The organism is Pseudomonas coronafaciens pv. oryzae str. 1_6, from assembly GCF_000156995.2.
GTDB lineage: Bacteria > Pseudomonadota > Gammaproteobacteria > Pseudomonadales > Pseudomonadaceae > Aquipseudomonas > Aquipseudomonas tremae.
In genome coordinates, this window is the sequence record NZ_CP046035.1 from 5,260,713 (window position 1) to 5,283,428 (window position 22,716).

A 22,716-nucleotide genomic window follows, 5' to 3' on the forward strand; every position below is an offset into this window, starting at 1 on the left:
CTGTGACGCCGGAGCGGTTGGCGGAGCAGGTGGCTATGGGCATAAAAAAGGGCCGATAAATCGGCCCGAATAACCCCACGCTTGGTAGATCGAAAATCAGCGGTTTGGCTGTGGTGTCAGGCGTAGATAGGGCGTGACTGCTTTGTAGCCCTTGGGAAAGCGCTCCTTGATTTCGGCTTCATCCTTTATTGACGGCACAATAACTACGTCGTCGCCGTCCACCCAGTTGGCGGGCGTGGCGACCTTGTAGTTGTCAGTCAATTGCAGCGAGTCGATAACACGCAGAATCTCGTGGAAATTACGTCCGGTACTGGCCGGATAGGTAATCGTCAAACGCACCTTCTTGTTCGGATCAATCACGAACAGCGAGCGCACAGTCAGTGTGTCGTTGGCATTGGGGTGAATCAGGTCATACAGGTCAGAGACCTTACGATCAGCGTCGGCCAGGATCGGGAAGTTGACCAGCGTGTTTTGCGTCGTATTGATGTCGTCGATCCATTTGATGTGCGAATCAACCGGGTCCACCGACAGCGCAATAGCCTTCACGCCGCGCCTGGCAAACTCGTCTTTCAATTTGGCAGTGAAACCCAGCTCGGTGGTACACACCGGCGTGAAGTCAGCCGGATGAGAAAATAAGACACCCCAGCTGTCGCCGAGCCATTCATGAAAACGGATACGACCCTCGCTGGATTCCTGTTCGAAGTCAGGGGCGATGTCGCCAAGTCGCAGAGTCATGGTGTTACTCCTTGTCTGTATCGGGTAAGCCTTGGTATGGCAGTACTGTGCGCCCTGCCCGGAGAAGTTAAAAAGAATAAATAATGTGGCTCATAGACCTGCCAGGAATATCAAAAAACGGGCAAAAGAAACCCCGCACGGGGCGGGGTTCCTTTGAGCTTCAGTACACTTACATGAAGTTGTAGGTGTAGTTAAAGATCACGCGAGCCTGGTCGGCGTTCGAAGAGTTGTTCAGACCGTCATCAGCACGGTAAGTACCGTAGCGGACGCTGGTACCGAAACCTTTCAACACACCGCTTTGAACGACGTAGTCAACACGCATGTCGCGTTCCCACTCGGAATACTCTTTACCGAACGAGGTGGTTCCACGTGCGCCCTTGATATCGTCAGCATGCAGGTAGGCAATAGCTGTTTTCAGGCCTGGAACGCCAAGCTTGGCGAAGTCATATGAATACTGACCGAACGTGGTGTTCTCGCCAGCACGGTTGAAGCTGTTGATCATCGAGTCAGTGAACAAGTAGAAGCTGGCGCCGCCGTTGCCTTCTGGACGATTGTTACCGTTACGCAAGGAGCCTTGGTTCAAGTTCACGAAACCACCGTCATCACCAACTTGCTGATGACCGACCATGAAGGCGTGACTGCCCAGAGAGTAGGTGAACATGGCAGACCAGGTTTGGTTGTCAACTTCACCAGGCGTCTTGGCATAGCCGCTGTTGTTGTTGAAGGCATAACCTGAAGCGCCGCTGCTGTTCTTGCCGTCAGAGCTGCTATTGAAGTAACGCAGGTCAGTCTTGAAGGACTGGTTAGCGTCAATCTGATAAACGTGGACCAGACCAAGGAAGTGCTGCTTGTAGAAATCTTCCAGATTGGCGTAGTAGTACTGCAAGGTCAGGTCTTTGGTGACTTTCCAGTCAGCACCACCAAAGCGGAATTGATCACTGCCTTCGGTTGCGCCATTGACCGAGAGATCGCCCCAGTCCGACGACGCACGGCCGATAGATTTGTTCAATTGACCCGCGGTAAAGGTAACGTTATCCAGTTCCTTCGAGGTCACGATGCCGCCTGCAAACGCCTGAGGCAGCAAACGACCATCGTTGCTGACCAAAATCGGCAGGTTCGGGGCCAACGCGTTACCGAGTTTCAATTCGGTTTTGGAGAAGCGCACCTTTGCGTTGGCTCCGATACGGGACCAGTCGCTGACGGAAGAGCCATCGGTGTCGGTCGGAACAACGGTGTTAGCTGTGTTGGCATTATGGTGATCAATGCCGCCACCCAAGTGCAACCCGATCAGGGCTTGTGCATCAAGACCGAAACCGACGGTGCCCTGAGTAAAGCCAGAGAGGTAGTCGAATTTCAGACCGGTAGCGGTTTCACGCTGGTCGGAAGCGCGAACGCCTTCACGAAGATCGTTGTTGAAATACAGAGTACGAGAACTAACGGACGCTTTGCTGTCTTCAAGGAAACCAGCTGCACCGGCCTGCTGGGCCAATACACCGACGGTTACGGCCAAGGCCAGGGTGGACTTCTTCATTAACTACGCTCCTCGTGAATCTAATTTTTTATGTCCTTGGTGCCGAGCGTTGCTCTGACCCAAGGATTTCGCGAAAGGCGACAGTCCCGACCTGAAGGTCAATGGATTCTGTCTACCCCGACTTTGACTAGACCGCGCATGTCGTAGGCCGCACCCGTGTGAAACCTTAATATCCATAAAGCCCGATGCGGCAGCTTTTTCAGAACATTCAGGTATATGTCACAACTCGTGTCAGCCCGGACGTCACGGAGTGTATCGACCTCACTGAGCATTTCCCAAAATTTATTTTGGTACCGTTCGTCAGATCTGTTGTTTTAATGCCTCAGATCGATCAAATGTCCCTCAACCGATCACAGTCACCCGCGACAGCGCGCAATTAGCCTGCCAGCAAAAGCCTTGTAAAACGGGCACTTCGGGGAGATTAGTGACTAAATGTGACAGTTGTCACCACTTTGACGCCAACCACTCCCTGGTCGTGAAAAAAATTCGGAATATCGCCTTTCAGACTGCTTTAAGAACCTTTTTCAAGGGTTATGACGCCTCGTTGACTGTAGTCCATATGAACAAAAGTGCAATTCGGGTGTCGCCCTCGTTCTGCACAGGCGGATAACGCCTACAAGAAAGCTACCGACTCAAACAGTGCTGGCGCAAATTTCGACAATGGGGCCGACGTCATAACCACACCGTTGCGCTGGCACGGGCAGCCCATTAAATGCATCAGTATGGGTTTTGCATCGCCGCTGTGCGCAAATTGAGTGCACCCACCAAGGCTGGGAGATCGGGAGAACACTGCCCTCCCCGAGAGGAGGCGGTGTGACAGCAGAAGTGCCGGGGGGACGTTGAAAAAGGCGAGCAAAGATAGTCGAGAAAAATAAAATAATATTAATCAAAAGCTTATGAAGCAAAAGCCGACCGAACACAGGCAGTATTTAATCCGACATGGCTCAATACACGCGTTCTTTTTTCTTAATTGTCAAAACTGGCATGCCCTCTGCAATAGGTATTACATCACCAGTTTTGGGGACCTTGGTACAGGCAGGCCGGGGATTCCCCTCTTTTATTCCTCCCGGAGACTGACCTCCAGTCTCCAGCGCCCGTCCACTTTCTCAGTGCGCCAGTCGCCATGAAGCGGACGGGCTGCCAGGAGAGTAAGCACCAAGCCCCTCTCTCCTCGCTCCACCTTCCAGCGCGCCACCTTGTTGTCGAACCTCAGCTGACCGTTCCATGGTCGTCCGGACGCTGCGACGTTAAGCACAACCGCCCCATCGACTGTTGCGCCCTGATACATAGGTTCTTCGTTGAACCAGAGCGCAAGGCCCGCAGGCAACTCTTCAATCTGTTCGAGCTCGACAGGGTCCGGTTGCTGCAAGCGACCGATTATTGTGCCCACGGTAAAGCCGACAATCGCCATCGAACCCAGAACACGCGGCCATAGCTTCGGTCTCGGGTCCTCTTCGGGGGTAGAATGCCTCCCGTCCTTTCGTTCGGAGCCGTGCATGTTTCACGTCATCCTTTTTCAACCAGAAATTCCGCCGAATACCGGCAACGTCATCAGGTTATGCGCCAACAGTGGCTGCACCCTGCACTTGATCGAACCCTTGGGTTTCGAGCTGGACGACAAGCGCCTGCGGCGTGCCGGCCTCGATTACCACGAGTATGCCACGCTGCAGACGCACGCTGACCTGGCAACCTGCCTGGAGAAGATCGGCAACCCCAGGCTATTCGCGTTTACCACTAAAGGCTCGCGCCCTTTTCACGATGCGAGCTTCGAGCCGGGTGATGCGTTTTTGTTCGGCCCTGAAAGCCGTGGCCTGCCCGCCGATATTCTCGACTCGCTGAGCAGCGACCAGCGCCTGCGACTGCCCATGCGCGAAGGCTGCCGCAGCCTTAACCTGTCCAACACCGTTGCCGTCGCTGTTTACGAAGCCTGGCGCCAGCATGGGTTTGCCTGATAACGATCGCGCCTGCATCGGGTGATTTGGCAAACACAAAAAAGCGCCCCGAAAGGCGCTTTTTGCTTGCTGCGATAACGCTTACTGAACGGTCGGCGTTTCGCCAGCTTCCTGCATACGCTGAAGCTCTTGCGCATACAGTGCATCGAAGTTCACCGGAGCAAGCATCAACGCAGGGAACGAGCCACGTACCACGAGGTTATCGATGGCTTCGCGCGCATACGGGAACAGGATGTTCGGGCAGAACGCGCCCAGCGTGTGGCTCATCGCGCCGTCGTCCAGGCCCTTGATCAGGAAGATACCGGCCTGTTGCACTTCAACGATGAACGCAACTTCGTCGCCGTTGTTGACGGTCACGGACAGGGTCAACACGACTTCGTAGAAATCGCCTTCCAGCTGCTTTTGACGGGTGTTGAGGTCAAGGCTGACGGTCGGGGTCCATTCCTGGCGGAAGATGGCCGGGCTTTTTGGCGCTTCGAACGACAGGTCGCGGACGTAGATACGCTGCAGAGAAAATTGTGGGCCGTTTTCTTCGTTTTCAACAGCGCCGGTGTTCGGTTGATCGGTCATCTCGGATCCTTGTCAGATAGGGCTGAAAGATTAAAGGGAATCAGGCCAGCAGCGCATCAAGCTTGCCGGCACGCTCCAGAGCAAACAGTTCATCGCAGCCGCCCACGTGGGTCGAACCGATCCAGATCTGCGGAACAGATGTGCGGCCGGCCTTCTTCGTCATCTCGGCGCGAAGCTGCGGCTTGCCGTCGACCCTGATTTCCTCGAAGGCCACGCTTTTGCTCTGCAACAGCTGTTTGGCACGTATGCAATAGGGGCAGTAGTCGCTGGAATAGACGATGACTTGAGCCATTTTTACTTCACCAAAGGAAGGTTTTCGCCGCGCCAGCTGGAAATGCCGCCGGACAATTTGGCGGCCTTGAAGCCGGATTTGAGCAGCTCACGGGCGGTAGTGCCCGCATGCTGCCCCATTGCATCAACGATGATCAACGTCTTGTCCTTGTATTTCTGCAGTTCAGCGGTGCGCGTCAGCACCTTGTCCTGCGGAAAATTCAGGGAACCAACGATGTGGCCTGCAGTGAAGTCCTTTTTCGAGCGCACGTCGATGACCACAGCCTCATCGCGGTTGACCATCGCAGTCAGCTCGCGCGTACTCAGGCTGGCACCGCCTTTGCTCAGTTCGTAGGCAATCAGCAGTGCCAGCAGAATGACGAAGGCGCCGGTGATCAAATAGTGGTTAGTGGCGAATTCAAGCAGGTGAGCAACCATCAGTAGGTTCCAGGGCGTTAAAATGTCGGCCAGTATACACAGCAGCCAAGGTCGGCCAAAGTCCGTACGGCAGTGACGCCGTTTGAACTTGTCCTTAAAATGCCGTTCCCTTGTACTTTATCCAACCAGCATCGAGTGGGTTCTATGACTGCCACGCCAAAACCTCTGGTTCTTATCATCCTGGATGGCTTCGGACACAGCGAAAGCCACGAAGGCAATGCCATCCTGGCGGCGAAGATGCCCGTCATGGATCGCCTCTACCAGACCATGCCCAACGGCCTGATTTCAGGGTCTGGCATGGATGTCGGTCTGCCGGACGGGCAAATGGGCAATTCCGAAGTCGGGCACATGAACCTCGGCGCTGGCCGTGTGGTGTATCAGGACTTCACTCGCGTGACCAAAGCGATTCGAGACGGCGAGTTTTTCGAAAACCCGACCATCTGCGCTGCGGTAGATAAAGCCGTGAGCGCCGGCAAGGCTGTTCATATCATGGGCCTGCTGTCGGATGGCGGCGTTCACAGCCACCAGGACCATCTGGTCGCCATGGCCGAACTGGCCGTCAAACGCGGCGCCGAAAAAATATACCTGCATGCGTTTCTCGACGGTCGCGACACGCCACCACGCAGTGCGAAAAAATCCCTAGAGCTGATGGATCAGACCTTTGCCCGCCTCGGCAAGGGCCGCACGGCCACGATCATCGGCCGCTATTTCGCCATGGACCGTGACAACCGTTGGGACCGGGTCTCATCTGCCTATAACCTGATCGTCGACAGCACCGCTCAATTCCACGCAGACAGCGGCGTTGCCGGCCTTGAAGCGGCCTATGCACGCGACGAGAACGACGAGTTCGTCAAAGCCACGCGTATTGGCGAACCTGCCCGGGTGGAAGATGGCGACGCTGTGGTGTTCATGAACTTCCGCGCCGACCGCGCCCGTGAACTGACCCGCGTATTCGTCGAAGATGACTTCAAGGACTTCGAGCGCGCTCGTCAGCCCAAGGTCAATTACGTCATGCTGACTCAGTACGCAGCGAGCATTCCGGCGCCCTCGGCATTTGCCGCTGGCAGCCTGAAAAACGTGCTGGGTGAGTACCTGGCAGACAATGGCAAGACGCAATTGCGCATTGCCGAAACCGAAAAATATGCGCACGTGACCTTCTTCTTCTCCGGTGGTCGTGAAGAACCGTTCCCGGGTGAGGAGCGCATTCTGATTCCATCGCCAAAAGTCGCCACCTACGACCTGCAGCCTGAAATGAGCGCGCCGGAAGTTACCGACAGGATCGTGGATGCCATCGAGCACCAGCGTTATGACGTGATCGTCGTCAATTACGCCAACGGTGACATGGTCGGCCACAGCGGGATCATGGAAGCGGCGATCAAGGCTGTGGAATGCCTGGATGTCTGCGTTGGCCGTATTACCGCAGCGCTGGAAAAAGTCGGCGGCGAAGCACTGATAACGGCCGACCACGGCAACGTCGAGCAGATGACTGATGACTCCACAGGCCAGGCACATACAGCTCACACATCCGAGCCGGTGCCTTTTGTGTACGTTGGCAAACGTCCGCTGAAGGTCCGCGAAGGTGGCGTTCTGGCTGATGTGGCACCGACCATGCTGCACCTGCTGGGCATGGAGAAACCGCAAGAGATGACTGGCCACTCGATACTTGTGGCAGAGTAAACCGCTGAAAACCGGCCTATAGCCATCAGGCCAGGCCGGGTTTTTATGTTTCAAGCCCTAAAGCAATGGCTGCGGGGCGTTTTTTTTGCAGCGCATGGCGGGCATACTAGGCCTGACATTTTTTCTCACAATTCCTCGGTATCGCCCACCCACATGCTCCGCGCCTTGATTGCCCTTGCTCTGATCTGCCTGCTCAATCCGGCGTTTGCCGAAGATGAGCGTGTGCAAACCCAAAAACAGATAGATGCTGCGCGTCAGGATGTGACGGAGCTGCAAAAAGTCCTGGGCAAGCTTCAGGAAGAACGTACAGGCGTCCAGAAGGACCTGCGCACCACTGAAACCGAAATGGGCAAGTTGGAAAAGCAGGTCGAGGTCCTGCAAAAGGAACTAAAAAAGACGGAAACCGAGCTGCAAAAGCTCGACGGTGAGAAAAAAAAATTAAACAGCGCCCGCGTTGAACAGCAACGCCTGATTGCTATCCAGGCCCGCGCCGCCTACCAGAGTGGCCGCCAGGAATACCTGAAGCTGCTGCTCAATCAGCAGCACCCCGAGAAGTTCGCCCGCACCCTCACCTATTACGATTACCTGAGCCAGGCGCGTCTGGCGCAGTTACGCAACTTCAATGAAACCCTGCGCCAACTGGCCAATGTCGAAAAAGACATCGACCTGCAACAAGCCCAACTGCTGGTGCAGAAGAGCACTCTGGACAGCCAGAGCGAAGAACTGGCCAAGGTCCGTCAGGAACGCCAGCAAGCGCTGGCCAAGCTCAATCAGGATTACAAGGCCCGCGATCAAAAGCTCCAGGCCCGCCAGCAGGATCAAGCCGACCTCGCCAAAGTCCTCAAGACCATCGAAGAAACCCTTGCACGTCAGGCCCGCGAAGCCGAAGAAGCCCGCCAGAAGGCACTGGTCGCTGCTCGCGAGGCCGAAGAAAAACGTCAGCGCGAAGCGCAAGCCGTCGCCCGCAATAACAGCAAAAGCAATGACAGCACCAAAACCGATGATGAACCCGCGCCGCGCCGCCCGGTCAAAGCCCCCGGCGCAGTCGTTTCCAGTGCAGGTGTTTCTTACGGCGGCCCGTTTGCCGAAGCCCGTGGAAAACTTCCATGGCCTGTCAATGGTCGACTGCTGGCACGCTTCGGTGAAGCCCGCGGTGATGACGAACGGACCAAATGGGACGGCGTCATGATCAGCGCAACAGCCGGAAGCCAGGTGCATGCAGTACACGGCGGACGAGTGGTGTTCGCTGACTGGTTGCGCGGCGCAGGGCTTCTGGTCATTCTCGATCATGGCAATGGCTATTTGACCCTATACGGGCACAACCAGAGCCTGCTCAAGTCGGCAGGTGACATTGTAAAAGCCGGTGAAGCGATTTCCACGGTCGGCAATAGTGGCGGTCAGGACACGGCAGCGTTGTACTTTGCTATTCGTCAGCAGGGTCGCCCCAGCGATCCGGCCCAATGGTGCCGCACTCAAGGATAAGTCGGCGTCAATATCTGTAGGAGTTCGTTAGACATGCTGCATTTGTCCCGCCTCACCTCGCTGGCCCTGGCGATTGCCATCGTTATCGGCGCGCCTCTGGCGCAAGCTGCCGAAAAGACCGCGCCAGCCACGCCTGCAGCAGTCACGCCCGCCAAAACCAATGCCACTGCCAAGCCGCCGCTGCCGCTGGACGAGCTGCGTACCTTTGCGGAGGTCATGGACCGGGTCAAGGCGGCCTATGTCGAGCCGGTGGACGACAAGACACTGCTGGAAAACGCTATCAAGGGCATGCTCAGCAACCTTGATCCGCACTCTGCCTACCTCGGCCCGGAAGATTTCCAGGAGCTGCAGGAAAGCACCAGCGGCGAATTCGGCGGCCTGGGCATCGAAGTGGGCGTCGAGGACGGTCTCGTCAAAGTGGTCTCGCCCATCGACGATACCCCTGCTTCCAAGGCTGGCATCGAGGCAGGCGACCTGATCGTGAAGATCAATGGCACGCCGACCCAAGGCCAGAACATGCAGGAAGCGGTCGACAAGATGCGCGGCAAGATCGGCGAAAAGATCACCCTGACGCTGGTGCGCGACGGCGGCACGCCGTTTGACGTGACGCTGGCGCGGGCGACCATTCAGGTCAAGAGCGTCAAGGCGCAGATGCTGGAGAACGGCTACGGGTACATCCGCATCACTCAGTTCCAGGTCAAGACCGGTGACGAAGTCGGCAAGGCGCTGGCCAAATTCCGCAAGGACAATGGCAAGAAGATGAGCGGCCTGATTCTCGACCTGCGCAATAACCCGGGCGGCGTGCTGCAGTCGGCGGTGCAAGTGGCGGATCACTTCCTCACCAAAGGTCTGATCGTCTACACCAAAGGCCGCATCGCCAACTCTGAGCTGCGTTTCTCGGCAGACCCGGCAGACGCCAGCGAAGGCGTGCCACTGGTGGTGCTGATCAACGGCGGCAGCGCCTCTGCATCGGAAATCGTCGCCGGCGCCCTGCAAGACCAGAAACGCGGCATCCTGATGGGCACCGACACGTTCGGCAAAGGCTCGGTGCAAACCGTGCTGCCGCTGAACAACGACCGCGCCTTGAAAATCACCACGGCGCTGTATTACACGCCGAACGGCCGCTCGATTCAGGCTCAAGGTATCAACCCGGACATCGTGGTACGTCGGGCCAAGGTCACCAGCGAAGCGGACGGCGAGAACTACAAGGAAGCCGACCTGATGGGTCACTTGGGCAACGGCAATGGCGGCGCCGACAAGCCGACCGTTAAAGGCAGTGCAGCAGCCAAGGCGCGTCCGCAGGATGACGACTTCCAGCTCAGCCAGGCGCTCAGCCTGCTGAAGGGGCTGAGCATCACCCGCGGCAATTGACGGATGCGCTTACTCGGCTCTTTGTTGTTGGCACTCTCGATCACTGGCGCTGCCCACGCAGCGTCAGTCGCGCAGGCTGACAAACCCTCAAAAGCGTACCTCAGCCTGATCATCGATGACCTGGGACAAAATGCAGATCGCGACAGCAGGACGCTGGCGCTTCCCGGCCCGGTAACGCTGGCGATCATGCCTGATACGCCGCACGCCACTGACTTTGCCCGCCAGGTACATCGCGCAGGCAAGACGGTGATGCTGCACATGCCGATGGACCCAGCCACCGGGCCATATGCCTGGCACCCGGAACTGCCATTGCCCGAACTGGAAAGCCGTCTCAATGCGGCGCTGCTGAAGGTGCCTTATGCTGCCGGCATCAATAACCACATGGGCAGCCGCATGACCGCCGAACCAGTCGCCATGGCCTGGTTGATGGCCGAGTTGCAGCGGCGTCATCTGTTTTTTGTGGACAGCCGCACCAGCGCAAAAACAGTGGCCGCCGCCGAAGCGCAGCGTATCGGTCTGGCCAGCGTGTCTCGCGACGTATTTCTGGACGATGAGCGCACGGCCGAAGCCATTACCCGGCAATTACAGACGGCAATCGAACTGGCTCACAAACAGGGCTCGGTCGTTGTGATTGGTCACCCCTACCCTGTCACGCTGGACGTACTCGAGCGCGAGCTGCCCAAACTCAAGGCCCAAGGCGTGGAATGGATCGATCTGCGCAGCATGATCGGCGAACGGGGCAATCACGCAAGTGCGGGGCATGGCAAGAACGGGGTGTATCGCTGATTCTGCGAATCATGAAACGCGTCTGTGCGTTTTCCTGATTGTCGTGAGCGTCAGGGCTAGGGGCTAAAAGACCCAACTAAGCAATCTGACGTTCCGCGCAAAGTCGCTGCCGATGAAAATATGCACCTACGCCCACGGCATCAACAGACAGCCTTCCGCTTTACGTGAAGATCTGGTGCCTGCCGCAGGCTGAGCGGTTACTGATAGCGCGCCTTGACGGCATTAACCCAGCCTTCGGCGCGCATCTGATCGAGGGCCTTTTGCAGCCGAGTGACGATTTCGTCAGGCGTGCTTTTGTTCACGGCCAGGTACAACTCGGCGCTGTTGAAACGCAACGCCGTCTTGAACCCGGTAACGCCTTCGAGCTTCGCCAGATAGCGCCCTACAGGATCGCCCACCGCCCACAGGTCGATTTGCCCGTTGGCCAGCTTCTTGACGTTGTCCCGGTCACGCAGCATAAGGATCGGATTCAGGCCCATGGCGTTCAGACGCTCGCCAATGGCGTCGCCCTTGTAGGCACCCACTTTGTAATCGCGGACCTGCTCCAGTGAAGTCAGGGTGATGGGGCTGTCGCCACGCGCAAGCATTATCCAGTCGTAGGAGCCCACCGGGCCGACCCATTTGAACAGCTTCTCCCGCTCGGGCAGGCGAGTGGTGGAAAATACGCCGTAGCCCGGCTTATCGCGAGCAAGCTTGTAAACGCGATCCCAGGGGAAGCGCAGGGTCATGCTGTAACCGATGTTCGCGCGCTTGAACATCTCGCGCACCACTTCGGCGGCGATACCGTCGATGTTGTTTTCCTGCGCGAAATTCTTGCCATCGATCGCCATGTTGAATGGCGGAAAGTTCTCGGTCAGCAGCACCATTGAATAAGGCGGTGACGGGTCGGCCCGAGCCCCCTCACTCAGCAAGGCGCCGACCCCGATCAGGGCAAGAAATAGACGTTTGAACATGTTCCGGCACTCGATCGTGAACGACGCATGCAGAGTGCCGGTAACCCGGTGCACTGTCTAGCCCGGTACTCTGCGATGTCGCTTGCAAGCAATAACCCGCGCCGCAAAGGACCGAAATGAAACGAGCGCCGAATCTTTCAAACCAGGTCTGAAACACGCGACGCTCGCTTTATGGCCGCAATTGCCTACCGCACGACGATACCGCGGCTGGCCATATAAGCCTTGGCCTCGGGAACGGTGTATTCGCCGAAGTGAAAAATACTGGCAGCCAGTACTGCACTGGCATGGCCTTCGATCACACCGGCAGCCAGATGCTCCAGGTTGCCGACACCGCCCGAAGCGATGACCGGTATCCCCAGCGCGTCGCTGATGGCGCGGGAAACACCCAAGTCGAAGCCGTTTTTCATGCCGTCCTGATCCATGCTGGTCAGCAGAATTTCGCCGGCGCCCAGCTCTTCCATCTTTTTCGCCCAAAGCACGGCATCGAGCCCGGTAGGCTTGCGTCCGCCGTGGGTGAAGATTTCCCAGCGCGGAGTTTCGCCCGGGCCGGAGACCTTCTTGGCATCGATGGCAACCACGATGCACTGCGAGCCGAAACGCGCGGCGGCCTCACCGACAAATTCGGGCGTGAACACGGCAGCGGTATTGATGGAGACTTTATCCGCGCCTGCATTGAGCAGGTTGCGAATGTCCTGCACAGTACGCACGCCACCGCCCACGGTCAGCGGAATGAACACCTGACTGGCCATGCGCTCGACCGTATGCAGCGTGGTGTCACGACCATCGACGCTGGCAGTGATGTCGAGAAAGGTGATTTCGTCAGCACCCTGCTCGTCATAACGGCGAGCAATTTCCACCGGGTCACCAGCGTCGCGAATGTTCTCGAACTTGACGCCCTTGACCACTCGACCGTTGTCGACGTCCAGGCAAGGAATGATGCGTTTGGCTAGGGCCACAGGGTCAATCTCCAGCTATTCAGCGTTGTTCGCGGTCACAGAGCGCTTGCGCTTCGGCCACATCCAGCGTGCCTTCGTAAATCGCACGACCGGTGATGGCACCAATGATGCCCGGAGCCTTGGCGTTCAGCAGCGCCTGGATGTCGCCCAGGTTGTGAATGCCGCCCGACGCGATGACCGGGATTCTCGTGGCGGCTGCCAATGCAGCAGTGAACGGGATATTGCAGCCCTGCATCATGCCGTCTTTGGCGATGTCGGTGTACACGATCGCCGCTACACCATTGGCCTCAAAGCGCTTGGCCAGGTCGATGACCTGCACGGTGCTGACTTCAGCCCAGCCGTCGGTGGCGACGAAACCATCCTTGGCATCCAGACCGACAATCACCTTGCCGGGGAACGCACGGCAGGCTTCGGCCACGAACTCGGGCTCTTTGACGGCCTTGGTGCCGATGATGACGTAGCTCACGCCGGCCTTGATGTAATGCTCGATGGTTTCCAGCGAACGAATACCGCCGCCGATCTGGATCGGCAGGTTCGGGTAGCGTCTGGCGATGGCAGTAACCACATCGCCGTTGACCGGCTGACCTTCGAACGCACCGTTCAGGTCGACCAGATGCAGACGGCGGCAGCCGCCGTCGACCCACTTGGCAGCCATCGCCACCGGGTCATCAGAGAAGACCGTGGAATCTTCCATACGGCCCTGACGCAAACGTACGCAGGCGCCATCTTTGAGGTCGATAGCAGGGATAATCAGCATGCTTTTTCCTTGGTCAAAAAGAGCGGCAAGCTGCAAGCGATTAGCTGCAAGTATGCGTACTCATTGATTCTTGCGGCCTGGGGCGGGAAGCTCGAAGCCGCTTCTATTCAATTTTTTTCGAGTGCCCAGAGATCACTTTCGATGCTCTCGAACCGCTCTTTAAGGTGCTGCTGAACATCGAAAATGGCGCGATTGTAGTAATGCGGAGCGATCTCGCGCGTGAACAGCTCAAGCACTTCCGCCACTTCAAAAGAGCCGAGTTCCAGCTCGAAGCGATCGGCAAACAGGCGCTTGAGCTTGTCGATTGCCTGCTGCTCATGCTCAGGCGACAGGGTCAGGATCGGCGGCTTGCCCTTTGCTTTGTTCATACGCTTACCAGCGACCATCCCAGGCGGCGAAGTTCTGCAGCAATTGCAGGCCGTGGGTATGGCTCTTCTCAGGGTGGAACTGCACCGCGAAACGCGAACCATCGGCCAGTGCTGCGGCGAAATCGAGACCGTAGTGGCCGCGCCCGACCACTTGACGCTGGTTGGCGGCATCAATGTAAAAACTGTGTACGAAGTAGAAACGCGCCAGGTCCGGGATGTCGTGCCACAGCGGGTGATCCACGGCTTGCGCCACCTGGTTCCAGCCCATGTGCGGCACTTTCAGGTGTTCGCCCTCTTCATGCAGGTCCTTGCCGAAGAACTTCACCTGGCCGGGGAACAGGCCGATGCAGTCCACGCCACCACTCTCTTCGCTTCTGTCGAGCAACGCCTGCATACCTACGCAGATACCGAGAAACGGGCGGTCCTGGCTAACTTCCCTGACCAGAGAATCGAAGCCCAGACGGCGGATCTCGGCCATGCAGTCGCGAATCGCGCCGACGCCCGGAAATACGACACGGTCGGCTTCACGAATCACTTGGGCGTCACTGGTAATCAGCACACGACCGGCACCCACATGCTCCAGCGCCTTGGCGACAGAGTGCAGGTTGCCCATGCCGTAATCGATGACCGCAACCGTCTGCATCAGAGCACACCCTTGGTGGATGGCATTTGCCCGGCCATACGCTCATCCAGCTCGACCGCCATGCGCAGCGCACGGCCAAAGGCCTTGAACACGGTTTCGATCTGGTGATGGGTGTTGGTGCCGCGCAGGTTGTCGATGTGCAGCGTCACGTTGGCATGGTTCACGAAGCCCTGGAAGAACTCCTGAAACAGGTCCACATCAAAGCCGCCAACCGTGGCGCGGGTATACGGCACATGCATTTGCAGGCCCGGACGCCCGGAAAAGTCGATGACCACACGCGACAGCGCTTCATCGAGCGGCACGTAGGCGTGGCCATAACGACGAATGCCCTTCTTGTCGCCGATGGCCTGGCTGAAAGCCTGACCCACGGTGATCCCGACGTCTTCGACCGTGTGATGGTCATCGATTGCCAGGTCACCCTTGCACTCGATGTCCAGGTCGATCAGCCCGTGCCGGGCGATCTGGTCGAGCATGTGCTCAAGAAAAGGCACGCCGATATCGAATCGGGCCTTTCCGGTGCCATCCAGGTTGATCGAGGCTTTAATCTGGGTTTCCAGAGTATTGCGCTCGACGTACGCCTTACGTTCGACCATCACCAGCTCCGCAAAATCATTGGGCGAAAAAAGGCGAGCATTATAGGCCCAGAAGCGCTCGCCATGAAGCAAACAGACGACCAGCAGGGCATTTTAGTGAGTGAACAGGCTCGCGATGGCGTCACACACCTTGTCGACATTGCCTTCATTCAGACCCGCCATGCACACTCGGCCGCTGCGCAGCATGTAAATGCCGTGAACGTCTTTCAGCTCGTCGACCTGCTGCGGTGTCAACCCGGTGTAGCTGAACATCCCGCTCTGCCTGAGGATAAAGCTGAAATCACGCCCGGGGACTTTCTGCGCCAGTGCCGAGACCAGCCGCGTGCGCATGTCGATGATACGCAGACGCATGGCTTCGACTTCGCTCAGCCATTGGTCACGCAAATGCGGTGTGTTGAGCACTTTGGAAGCCAGAAATGCGCCATGTGCAGGCGGGCTGGAATAGTTGCGGCGCACAGTCGCCTTGAGCTGGCCGAATACGTTGGCAGCCGACGAGGTGTCTTCGCAGACCACCGACAGCCCGCCGACACGCTCGCCATACAGCGAAAAGATTTTCGAGAACGAGTTGCTGACCAGCGTGGTGACACCCGCATCGGCCATTGCACGGATCGCATAGGCGTCTTCGTCCATGCCCTTGCCGAAGCCCTGATAGGCGATGTCCAGAAACGCGATGAGCTGACGCTCCTTGACTACTTCGATCAACTGATCCCACTGCGCAACCGACAGGTCGGCGCCGGTCGGGTTGTGGCAGCAAGGGTGCAGTAACAGGATGCTCTGCGCGGGCAGGCTTTGCACGGTGTCGAGCATGGCCTCGAACCTGACTCCGCCGGTCTGCGCGTCGAAGTACGGGTAGGTGTTGACCTTGAAGCCCGCCCCGCCGAACAGCGCCAAGTGGTTTTCCCAGGTCGGATCACTGACCCAGACTTGAGAGTTCGGGAACGCATACTTGAGGAAATCAGCCCCCACCTTCAACGCGCCCGAACCACCCACGGTCTGGATAGTGGCCACACGGCCAGCCTGCACCAGCGGGTGATCAGCACCAAACAGCAGGGTTTGCACCGCCTGCCGATAAGCGGCCAGGCCTTCCATCGGCAGATACACCGAAGCCACCTGCTCGCCTTGGGCCAGTTGCTGTTGCGCCGCTGCTACACATGCCAACTGCGGGATACGACCCTGGGCGTCGTAATACAGACCGATGCTCAGATTGACCTTGTCCGCACGCGAATCCTTGCCAAAGGTTTCCATCAGCGAAAGGATCGGATCACCGGCGTATGACTCCACGTGGGCTAGCATGCAAACAACTCCTTCAGGCAATAAATCAGGGGTTGCTAATGTAGCAGCGTCTGCAAGGGAACGGGCAGAGCTTCGAGCACATTGAGCCGCAGATGGGTGACGCAGAGCGTCACGCAAGGCATTCCCACGCTGGAACGTGCGGAACGAGAGTCGTCAGTCAGATCACTATCGTGCCCATGCTCCGCGTGGGCATGCCGTTCTGGACGCTCTGCGTCCGCAAAAAAAAAAGCGCCGGCACCGAGGTGCAAGCGCTTTTCTGTTACCGGCAGGCTTTTAGTGGAACAGCACTGCGGTCTTTTGCAGGGTGATCCAGACGCCCCACGCCAACGGGATACCGACGGCCAGCCAGGCCGCGATGACCAGTGGCTTGCTGCTGTCGGATGCTTTCCACTCCAGCGAAGTGCTGGCGTTGGCGCCCTTGTCGTGGCCGATGGCTTGTTCAACAGCCAGTTCGGCGTCGGTCATGAAGTACTTGTCGGCAACCGGACGAATCAGCAGGTTGCAGATAAAGCCTATCACCAGCAGACCCGAGAGGATGTACAGCGTGATGTCGTAAGCATCGGCACGCGCAACACCGTGGCTGAGTTGGTACTCACGCAGGTAGTTGACCAATACCGGACCCAGTACGCCCGCCGCCGCCCATGCAGTCAGCAGACGCCCGTGGATCGCGCCGACCATCTGCGTACCAAACAGGTCAGCCAGATACGCCGGAACAGTCGCGAAACCGCCGCCGTACATCGACAGCACCACACAGAAAGCCGCAACGAACAGCGCGATGCTGCCCATATGACCCAGGGTCGGAACCGACGCGTAAAGCAGGAAGCCCAGCGCGAAGAACACAAAGTAAGTTGCCTTGCGACCGATGTAGTCCGAGCACGAAGCCCAGAAGAAACGACCGCCAATGTTGAACAGACTCAACAGACCAGTGAAACCCGCAGCAATCGCAGCAATGGCTTTCAGTTGATCGGCATTGAGCTGGCTGAATGTCAGATCGTTGCCCAGCAGCTTACCGGCGAACACTTCCTGCAACAGCGGCGAAGCCATGCCCAGGATGCCGATACCGGCCGATACGTTCAGGCACAGCACCAGCCACACCAGACGGAACTGCGGAGTTTTCCAGGCCACGCTGACATGCACGTGACGGTTGGTGATCATCGAGTTCTTGGCCTTGGCGGCCGGAGCGGTCCAGCCTTCTGGTTTCCAGCCGGTAGGCGGAACGCGGTAGCCCAGAGCGCCACCGATCATGAAGACAAAGTAGATCGCCGCCATCACCACGAAGCTCTGCCAGACGCCCACACTTTCAGCCGATGCAAAGTGGCCCATCAGCGCAGTGGCCAGAGGAGCGCCCACCATCGCGCCACCACCAAAGCCCATGATCGCCATACCGGTAGCCATGCCACGCTTGTCCGGGAACCACTTGATCAGGGTCGATACCGGAGAGATATAACCCAACCCCAGACCAATACCGCCGATTACACCCGACCCCAGCCACATCAGCCAGATCTGGTGCGTGTAAATACCCAACGCAGAAATCAGCAGACCACCACACCAGCACAGTGCCGAAACAACACCGGCCTTGCGTGGACCTGCGTGCTCAAGCCAGCCACCCCAAATGGCAGCCGAGCAACCCAGGAAGATAAAGAACAGCGTGTAGATCCAGCCCAGCATGGAGATCTGCCAGTCACAGGTCGACGCAAACATCTGCGCGAAGAAACCCATGTCCGGGGTGCAGGCAACAGGTGCGCTAACACCGACTGCTTTGGACAGCGGCAACCAGAACACCGAGAAGCCATAGGCCATACCGATGCAAAGATGGATTGCCAGTGCTGCTGGTGGAACAAGCCAACGGTTGAACCCGGGCTTGGCGATAATGCGCTCTTTGGACAAGAACGCAGGCTGAACGGCTTCGCCGCCCAAGGCTGTGCTTGTGCTCATTATAATTACCCCAATGTGTGAAGCTCGCAGATGGTCCGCTGGTCCGCCACAGACTCCATGCCGAGCGGCCATGTCTGTTTTATCGGCAGGTTATTCAGATACGTGACAAAAAGACGCACCCAACCCAACAAAAACGGAGACTATCACTCTCTGATGGCAAAAGAGCATCTTCTTACATGCTTTTTATCAACAATATCAGCACCTTAATCCATGCAGTCTATTACCCCATAGATGCCCTCAATTAACCGGTACAGATAGCCTGCTCAAACGTTAGTGGGGCAACTAACTTGCCGATCTGCCCGATACATGAAAAATACCCGGCAGATCCATCACGCGGCACCGCCCTCTTGGTTTTCCCGTACACCCAGTGCGTGCAGCAAGGGTGCGCCATTTTTCGAGCAGGGCGCTGAAGGGCAATAACGGCATCCGGGGCCCGGGATGCTCCCCGGAGCGGTATACTCTCGGGCTAATTTTTGAACATCGACACAAGGACTCGCCCATGAAAGCGTTCGGCAAAATCCTGGGGCTGTTTATTCTCGGGTTGTTGCTGATCATCGTGGCTCTCGGCTTCGCCCTGACCCACCTGTTTGATCCCAACGACTATAAAGACGAGATTCGACAACTGGCACGCGACAAGGCCAACGTCGAGCTGACGCTCAATGGCGATATCGGCTGGAGCCTGTTCCCCTGGCTCGGCCTGGAATTGAACGACGCCCATGTAGCGACCCTGACCGCTCCCGACCAGCCATTTGCCGATGTGCAGATGCTCGGCCTGTCGGTCCGAGTCCTGCCGTTGCTTCGCCGCCAGGTGCAGATGAGCGATATCCGTGTCGAAGGCCTGAACCTGATGCTGCACCGTGATGAAAACGGTCATGGCAACTGGGAAGACATCGGCAAGCCCGCTGTCGCGGCTACCGCAGCATCTGACGACTCGACACCCGCGCCAGCACCAGACGCACCTAAAACGGATCGCCCTGCCCAGCCAATCAGGCTCGACATCGACAGCCTGACGGTCAACAACGCACGCGTGGACTACAGCGATGCCAGAAAAGGCCGCACCTTCACAGCTGAAAGTATCCAGCTGAGCACCGGCCCGATTCGTGAAGCCTCTGATATACCGATCAAACTCACCGCGTTCCTCAGCACCAACCAGCCCGTCGTGCGCACCAAGACCGAACTGGTCGGCCAACTGCGCATGGATCGCGTGCTCAAACGTTATCAATTCGAAGACATGCGCCTTTCCGGCGAAGTTGCAGGCGAGCCGCTGCAAGGCAAAACCGTCACCTTCTCTGCCCAAGGCCAGTTGCTGGTAGATCTCGCCGCGAACATTGCCGAATGGAACAGCCTGAAAGTGTCAGCCAACCAGCTGCGCGCGCTGGGCGAACTGCGCGCCCGCGATCTGGATAAAACCCCACAGATCAGTGGTGGCCTGTCCATTGCCCAGCTTGATCTGCGCACCTTCCTCGACAGCATCGGCCAGCCGCTTCCGGCCATGACCGACGGCGCACTGAGCAAGGTCGAGATGGTCACCAGGCTCGCTGGTACGCCTACCAGCCTTGCGCTGGAAAACCTCAACCTGAAAGTAGACGACAGCAGCTTCACCGGGCGCATCGCCGTCGATGACTTCGCCAAGCAGGCGCTGCGCGTCCAGCTCAAGGGCGATACCTTCAATGCCGACCGCTATCGCCCCGCCGAAAGCGAAGAAAGCAAAGGCACCAAGGCCGCCCGCAAAGCCGAAGTCCAGTCGGGCGAAGCTGCCGCCGTAGCTGGCGACTCGCCACTGCCGGAGCAACCGACCAAGACCGCCTGGAGCACCACAAAGCTGCTGCCACTGGAGCGCTTGCGCACGCTGGACGTCGAGGCTGAGCTGAGCTTCGGCAAGCTCACGCTGAACAAGCTGCCCATCGATAACGCCGCTTTCAAGACCCAGGCCAGCGGTGGCGTGATCAAGCTTGATACGTTGAGCGGCGATCTTTACAACGGCAACTTCGAGGTCAAAGGCAACCTGGACGCCCGGCCCGACATTCCCGTCGCCAGTGTGCAGACGCACATTGCCAAAGTGCCGGTCGAGCGGGTACTGGAAAGCCAGGGCCAGACGCCGCCGGTACGCGGCCTGCTGACCCTGGACAGCAACCTGACCGGCACGGGCAACAGTGAAAAAGCCCTGATCGACAGCCTGAACGGCACCGCCAGCTTTGCCCTCCACAATGGCGTGCTGGTCAATGCCAACCTCGAGCAGCAGCTGTGCAAGGGCATTTCGACCCTGAATCGCAAGCCACTGACCGGCGAACCGCGCGCCAAGGACACGCCCTTCCAGCAGCTGAACGGCAATCTGGTGGTGCGCAACGGCGTGGCCAGCAACCCTGACCTCAAGGTCCGGATTCCCGGCATGACCGTCAACGGCAATGGCGATGTGGACCTGCGCGTGCTGGGCATGAACTACCGCGTCGGCATCATCGTCGAAGGCGACAAGAGCGACATGCCGGACCCCGCTTGCGAGATCAACCCGCGCTTCGTCGGCATCGAATGGCCGGTGCAGTGCCGTGGCCCGCTGGAACTAGGCGCCAAGGCTTGCCGACTGGACAAGGACGGCGTCGGCCAGATCGCCGCAAAACTGGCCGGCGACCGGATCAGCGAAAAGCTTGAAGACAAGCTGAACGAGAAACTGGGCGACAAGGTCAGCCCGGAATTCAAGGACGCGCTCAAGGGATTGTTCAAACGCTGAGCCACAGCCAGCAGTGCAGGAGCGCCATCCTCTGGCGCTCCGCTGCATTGGCAACCCTCTTCACACCCCGACAACGAGAGCCAACCCGGCCATGCAACCCGAACAATTCTCCAGCGCCGTGCTGGACTGGTACGACCGCCATGGCCGGCATGACCTGCCCTGGCAACAAGGCATCACGCCCTATCGGGTATGGGTATCGGAAATCATGCTGCAGCAGACGCAGGTCAGCACCGTCCTGAACTACTTCGACCGTTTCATGGAGGCCTTGCCGACCGTGCAGGCGCTGGCCGAAGCCCCCGAGGACGAAGTACTGCACCTGTGGACCGGGCTGGGCTATTACACCCGCGCCCGTAACCTGCAGAAGACCGCAAAAATCGTGGTTGCCGATCACGAGGGCGAGTTCCCCCGTGACGTTGAAAAACTGATCCTGCTTCCGGGTATCGGCTTGTCCACCGCAGGCGCCATCGCCAGCCTGAGCATGGGTATACGCGCGCCGATTCTCGACGGCAACGTGAAACGCGTGCTGGCGCGTTTCACTGCGCAAGAGGGCTACCCCGGCGAACCCAAGGTGGCCAAACAGCTCTGGGCCACCGCCGAACGCTTTACACCGCACAGCCGCGTCAACAACTACACCCAGGCAATGATGGACCTCGGCGCAACGCTGTGTACACGCAGCAAGCCCAGTTGCCTGCTCTGCCCGCTGGAGCGCAGTTGCGAGGCGCACATGCTCGGCCTGGAGACCCGCTACCCGATCCCCAAACCGCGCAAGACCGTCCCGCAGAAACGCACGCTCATGCCGATGCTCGCCAATGGCGACGGCGCGATTCTGCTCTATCGCCGCCCTTCCAGCGGCTTGTGGGGCGGCCTGTGGAGCCTGCCGGAGCTGGATGACTTCGCCGACCTGCAACATCTGGCCACGCAGCACGCCCTGGAGCTGGGAGAACATCACGCACTGCCGGAGCTGATCCACACCTTCAGTCATTTCCAGTTGAGCATCGAACCTTGGCTGATCAATGTCCAGGAGTCGGCCCATCACGTGGCCGAGGCCGACTGGCTCTGGTATAACCTCGCCACCCCGCCACGCCTGGGCCTTGCTGCCCCGGTGAAAAAGCTGCTCAAACGCGCAGCCGACGTATTGAACGCAGGAGAGTCGTCATGACCCGTACCGTAATGTGCCGCAAATACAAAGAAGAATTGCCCGGCCTGGAGCGCGCCCCGTACCCAGGCGCCAAAGGCGAAGATATCTTCAACCACGTCTCGCAGAAAGCCTGGGCCGACTGGCAGAAACACCAGACCCTGCTGATCAACGAACGTCGTCTGAACATGATGAACGCCGAAGACCGCAAATTCCTCCAGACCGAGATGGACAAGTTTCTCTCGGGCGAAGAATACGCTCAGGCCGAAGGCTACGTACCCCCCGAAAAATAAAGCGTTTCACCCAGTGAAGGTCGTAAGCGTCGGTAATAATTCAAATTTTTTAAAAAACACGCTTGACGACCTCCTGAAAAACACGTCTAATGCGCCCCGTTGCCCAGATAGCTCAGTCGGTAGAGCAGGGGATTGAAAATCCCCGTGTCGGCGGTTCGATTCCGTCTCTGGGCACCACTTTCCGTTTTCGGGTGATGCCAAGCACACCTGAAAGCACACAAAAAGCCCGCCTCGTGCGGGCTTTTTGCTGTCT

General features: G+C 58.2%; 22 protein-coding genes, 1 tRNA gene and 1 pseudogene. 10 read left to right on the top strand and 14 right to left on the bottom strand.

The genetic code is table 11. The annotated features are described in order from the left end of the window. Positions 1–96: 96 nt before the first annotated feature. The 3 genes from POR16_RS23985 to POR16_RS23995 all read right to left on the bottom strand — a co-directional run bounded on the left by POR16_RS23985 (position 97) and on the right by POR16_RS23995 (position 3,764). Positions 97–735 (bottom strand): peroxiredoxin, encoded by a 639-nt coding sequence (locus tag POR16_RS23985; RefSeq protein WP_005896114.1) that lies wholly within the window; start codon positions 733–735, stop codon positions 97–99. 169 nt (positions 736–904) lie between these two features. Further along, positions 905–2,266, bottom strand: coding sequence for an OprD family outer membrane porin (locus tag POR16_RS23990; RefSeq protein WP_005896112.1), 1,362 nt, complete (start codon positions 2,264–2,266; stop codon positions 905–907). Positions 2,267–3,323: 1,057 nt separating this feature from the next. Further along, a complete protein-coding gene (locus POR16_RS23995; RefSeq protein WP_122381269.1) occupies positions 3,324–3,764 on the bottom strand; it encodes a hypothetical protein in 441 nt (146 codons plus the stop codon). On the opposite strand from POR16_RS23995, the gene trmL reads away from it, so the two are divergent. Continuing rightward, positions 3,763–4,218, top strand: a complete 456-nt coding sequence (gene trmL / locus POR16_RS24000) for a tRNA (uridine(34)/cytosine(34)/5-carboxymethylaminomethyluridine(34)-2'-O)-methyltransferase TrmL (protein WP_005896110.1) — start codon at positions 3,763–3,765, stop codon at positions 4,216–4,218. The genes POR16_RS23995 and trmL overlap by 2 nt on opposite strands. Before the next feature lie 81 nt (positions 4,219–4,299). Here the strand turns inward: trmL and secB are convergent, their stop codons facing one another. Genes secB through POR16_RS24015 form a run of 3 tightly spaced genes read right to left on the bottom strand, consistent with a single transcriptional unit; the run spans position 4,300 to position 5,496 of the window. After that, positions 4,300–4,788 carry a protein-export chaperone SecB gene (secB, locus tag POR16_RS24005; RefSeq protein ID WP_005896108.1) on the bottom strand — a complete coding sequence of 163 codons (489 nt, stop codon included), beginning with the start codon at positions 4,786–4,788 and terminating at the stop codon, positions 4,300–4,302. 40 nt (positions 4,789–4,828) lie between these two features. Continuing rightward, entirely contained in the window at positions 4,829–5,080 is a 252-nt protein-coding gene (grxC, locus tag POR16_RS24010; RefSeq protein WP_005896105.1) for a glutaredoxin 3, read from the bottom strand. A gap of 2 nt (positions 5,081–5,082) precedes the next feature. Next, the gene (locus POR16_RS24015; protein WP_005896103.1) at positions 5,083–5,496 is read right to left on the bottom strand and encodes a rhodanese-like domain-containing protein; all 414 of its coding nucleotides are present in this window, start codon (positions 5,494–5,496) and stop codon (positions 5,083–5,085) included. Positions 5,497–5,640: 144 nt separating this feature from the next. On the opposite strand from POR16_RS24015, the gene gpmI reads away from it, so the two are divergent. The 5 genes and pseudogenes from gpmI to POR16_RS27185 form a co-directional block, all read left to right on the top strand. Continuing rightward, positions 5,641–7,173: a 2,3-bisphosphoglycerate-independent phosphoglycerate mutase gene (gene gpmI, locus POR16_RS24020; protein WP_005896100.1), complete on the top strand. Its 1,533-nt coding sequence runs from the start codon at positions 5,641–5,643 to the stop codon at positions 7,171–7,173. A gap of 153 nt (positions 7,174–7,326) precedes the next feature. Then, entirely contained in the window at positions 7,327–8,655 is a 1,329-nt protein-coding gene (locus POR16_RS24025) for a murein hydrolase activator EnvC family protein (protein WP_005896098.1), read from the top strand. 33 nt (positions 8,656–8,688) lie between these two features. Continuing rightward, complete coding sequence (locus tag POR16_RS24030; RefSeq protein WP_005896096.1) at positions 8,689–10,026, top strand: S41 family peptidase; 1,338 nt, start codon at positions 8,689–8,691, stop codon at positions 10,024–10,026. Positions 10,027–10,029: 3 nt separating this feature from the next. Further along, a complete protein-coding gene (locus POR16_RS24035) occupies positions 10,030–10,812 on the top strand; it encodes a divergent polysaccharide deacetylase family protein (protein WP_024670402.1) in 783 nt (260 codons plus the stop codon). A 67-nt stretch (positions 10,813–10,879) separates the two neighbouring features. Continuing rightward, positions 10,880–11,005, top strand: a pseudogene (locus tag POR16_RS27185) (serine protease); the annotation flags it as partial. A 4-nt stretch (positions 11,006–11,009) separates the two neighbouring features. Here POR16_RS27185 and POR16_RS24040 read toward each other — a convergent pair. The 8 genes from POR16_RS24040 to POR16_RS24080 form a co-directional block, all read right to left on the bottom strand. Further along, complete coding sequence (locus POR16_RS24040; protein WP_005896090.1) at positions 11,010–11,765, bottom strand: substrate-binding periplasmic protein; 756 nt, start codon at positions 11,763–11,765, stop codon at positions 11,010–11,012. A gap of 185 nt (positions 11,766–11,950) precedes the next feature. Further along, positions 11,951–12,721: an imidazole glycerol phosphate synthase subunit HisF gene (hisF, locus tag POR16_RS24045; protein ID WP_005896088.1), complete on the bottom strand. Its 771-nt coding sequence runs from the start codon at positions 12,719–12,721 to the stop codon at positions 11,951–11,953. Between the two features lie 19 nt (positions 12,722–12,740). Continuing rightward, positions 12,741–13,478 (bottom strand): 1-(5-phosphoribosyl)-5-[(5-phosphoribosylamino)methylideneamino]imidazole-4-carboxamide isomerase, encoded by a 738-nt coding sequence (gene hisA, locus POR16_RS24050; protein ID WP_005896086.1) that lies wholly within the window; start codon positions 13,476–13,478, stop codon positions 12,741–12,743. Positions 13,479–13,585: 107 nt separating this feature from the next. Then, positions 13,586–13,846 carry a DUF2164 domain-containing protein gene (locus tag POR16_RS24055; protein ID WP_005896084.1) on the bottom strand — a complete coding sequence of 87 codons (261 nt, stop codon included), beginning with the start codon at positions 13,844–13,846 and terminating at the stop codon, positions 13,586–13,588. Positions 13,847–13,850: 4 nt separating this feature from the next. Beyond that, positions 13,851–14,489, bottom strand: a complete 639-nt coding sequence (gene hisH, locus POR16_RS24060) for an imidazole glycerol phosphate synthase subunit HisH (RefSeq protein ID WP_005896081.1) — start codon at positions 14,487–14,489, stop codon at positions 13,851–13,853. After that, entirely contained in the window at positions 14,489–15,082 is a 594-nt protein-coding gene (gene hisB, locus POR16_RS24065) for an imidazoleglycerol-phosphate dehydratase HisB (protein WP_005896079.1), read from the bottom strand. Before hisB ends, hisH begins: the two co-directional genes overlap by 1 nt. A 93-nt stretch (positions 15,083–15,175) precedes the next feature. Beyond that, positions 15,176–16,375 carry an amino acid aminotransferase gene (locus POR16_RS24070; RefSeq protein WP_005896077.1) on the bottom strand — a complete coding sequence of 400 codons (1,200 nt, stop codon included), beginning with the start codon at positions 16,373–16,375 and terminating at the stop codon, positions 15,176–15,178. 273 nt (positions 16,376–16,648) lie between these two features. After that, the gene (locus POR16_RS24080) at positions 16,649–18,310 is read right to left on the bottom strand and encodes an OFA family MFS transporter (protein WP_005896075.1); all 1,662 of its coding nucleotides are present in this window, start codon (positions 18,308–18,310) and stop codon (positions 16,649–16,651) included. A 499-nt stretch (positions 18,311–18,809) separates the two neighbouring features. On the opposite strand from POR16_RS24080, the gene POR16_RS24085 reads away from it, so the two are divergent. The 4 genes from POR16_RS24085 (at position 18,810) to POR16_RS24100 (ending at position 22,640) form a co-directional block, all read left to right on the top strand. Beyond that, positions 18,810–21,035 (top strand): AsmA family protein, encoded by a 2,226-nt coding sequence (locus tag POR16_RS24085; RefSeq protein ID WP_005896073.1) that lies wholly within the window; start codon positions 18,810–18,812, stop codon positions 21,033–21,035. Positions 21,036–21,126: 91 nt separating this feature from the next. Further along, a complete protein-coding gene (gene mutY / locus POR16_RS24090) occupies positions 21,127–22,194 on the top strand; it encodes an A/G-specific adenine glycosylase (protein WP_024690296.1) in 1,068 nt (355 codons plus the stop codon). Then, positions 22,191–22,463 carry an oxidative damage protection protein gene (locus POR16_RS24095; protein WP_002555777.1) on the top strand — a complete coding sequence of 91 codons (273 nt, stop codon included), beginning with the start codon at positions 22,191–22,193 and terminating at the stop codon, positions 22,461–22,463. The genes mutY and POR16_RS24095 overlap by 4 nt, the downstream gene beginning before the upstream one ends. Before the next feature lie 101 nt (positions 22,464–22,564). Then, positions 22,565–22,640: transfer RNA gene (locus POR16_RS24100), tRNA-Phe, on the top strand. Positions 22,641–22,716 lie beyond the last annotated feature (76 nt).

Coding starts and splice junctions, on each gene's coding strand:
- POR16_RS23985 (WP_005896114.1), bottom strand. CDS start 735: ATGACTCTGCGACTTGGCGACATCGCCCCTGACTTCGAACAGGAATCC.
- POR16_RS24040 (WP_005896090.1), bottom strand. CDS start 11,765: ATGTTCAAACGTCTATTTCTTGCCCTGATCGGGGTCGGCGCCTTGCTG.
- hisA (WP_005896086.1), bottom strand. CDS start 13,478: ATGCTGATTATCCCTGCTATCGACCTCAAAGATGGCGCCTGCGTACGT.
- hisH (WP_005896081.1), bottom strand. CDS start 14,489: ATGCAGACGGTTGCGGTCATCGATTACGGCATGGGCAACCTGCACTCT.
- POR16_RS24030 (WP_005896096.1), top strand. CDS start 8,689: ATGCTGCATTTGTCCCGCCTCACCTCGCTGGCCCTGGCGATTGCCATC.
- gpmI (WP_005896100.1), top strand. CDS start 5,641: ATGACTGCCACGCCAAAACCTCTGGTTCTTATCATCCTGGATGGCTTC.
- POR16_RS23990 (WP_005896112.1), bottom strand. CDS start 2,266: ATGAAGAAGTCCACCCTGGCCTTGGCCGTAACCGTCGGTGTATTGGCC.
- POR16_RS24015 (WP_005896103.1), bottom strand. CDS start 5,496: ATGGTTGCTCACCTGCTTGAATTCGCCACTAACCACTATTTGATCACC.
- POR16_RS24035 (WP_024670402.1), top strand. CDS start 10,030: ATGCGCTTACTCGGCTCTTTGTTGTTGGCACTCTCGATCACTGGCGCT.
- secB (WP_005896108.1), bottom strand. CDS start 4,788: ATGACCGATCAACCGAACACCGGCGCTGTTGAAAACGAAGAAAACGGC.
- POR16_RS24085 (WP_005896073.1), top strand. CDS start 18,810: ATGAAAGCGTTCGGCAAAATCCTGGGGCTGTTTATTCTCGGGTTGTTG.
- POR16_RS24055 (WP_005896084.1), bottom strand. CDS start 13,846: ATGAACAAAGCAAAGGGCAAGCCGCCGATCCTGACCCTGTCGCCTGAG.
- trmL (WP_005896110.1), top strand. CDS start 3,763: ATGTTTCACGTCATCCTTTTTCAACCAGAAATTCCGCCGAATACCGGC.
- mutY (WP_024690296.1), top strand. CDS start 21,127: ATGCAACCCGAACAATTCTCCAGCGCCGTGCTGGACTGGTACGACCGC.
- POR16_RS24080 (WP_005896075.1), bottom strand. CDS start 18,310: ATGAGCACAAGCACAGCCTTGGGCGGCGAAGCCGTTCAGCCTGCGTTC.
- POR16_RS24095 (WP_002555777.1), top strand. CDS start 22,191: ATGACCCGTACCGTAATGTGCCGCAAATACAAAGAAGAATTGCCCGGC.
- POR16_RS24025 (WP_005896098.1), top strand. CDS start 7,327: ATGCTCCGCGCCTTGATTGCCCTTGCTCTGATCTGCCTGCTCAATCCG.
- POR16_RS23995 (WP_122381269.1), bottom strand. CDS start 3,764: ATGCACGGCTCCGAACGAAAGGACGGGAGGCATTCTACCCCCGAAGAG.
- hisB (WP_005896079.1), bottom strand. CDS start 15,082: ATGGTCGAACGTAAGGCGTACGTCGAGCGCAATACTCTGGAAACCCAG.
- grxC (WP_005896105.1), bottom strand. CDS start 5,080: ATGGCTCAAGTCATCGTCTATTCCAGCGACTACTGCCCCTATTGCATA.
- POR16_RS24070 (WP_005896077.1), bottom strand. CDS start 16,375: ATGCTAGCCCACGTGGAGTCATACGCCGGTGATCCGATCCTTTCGCTG.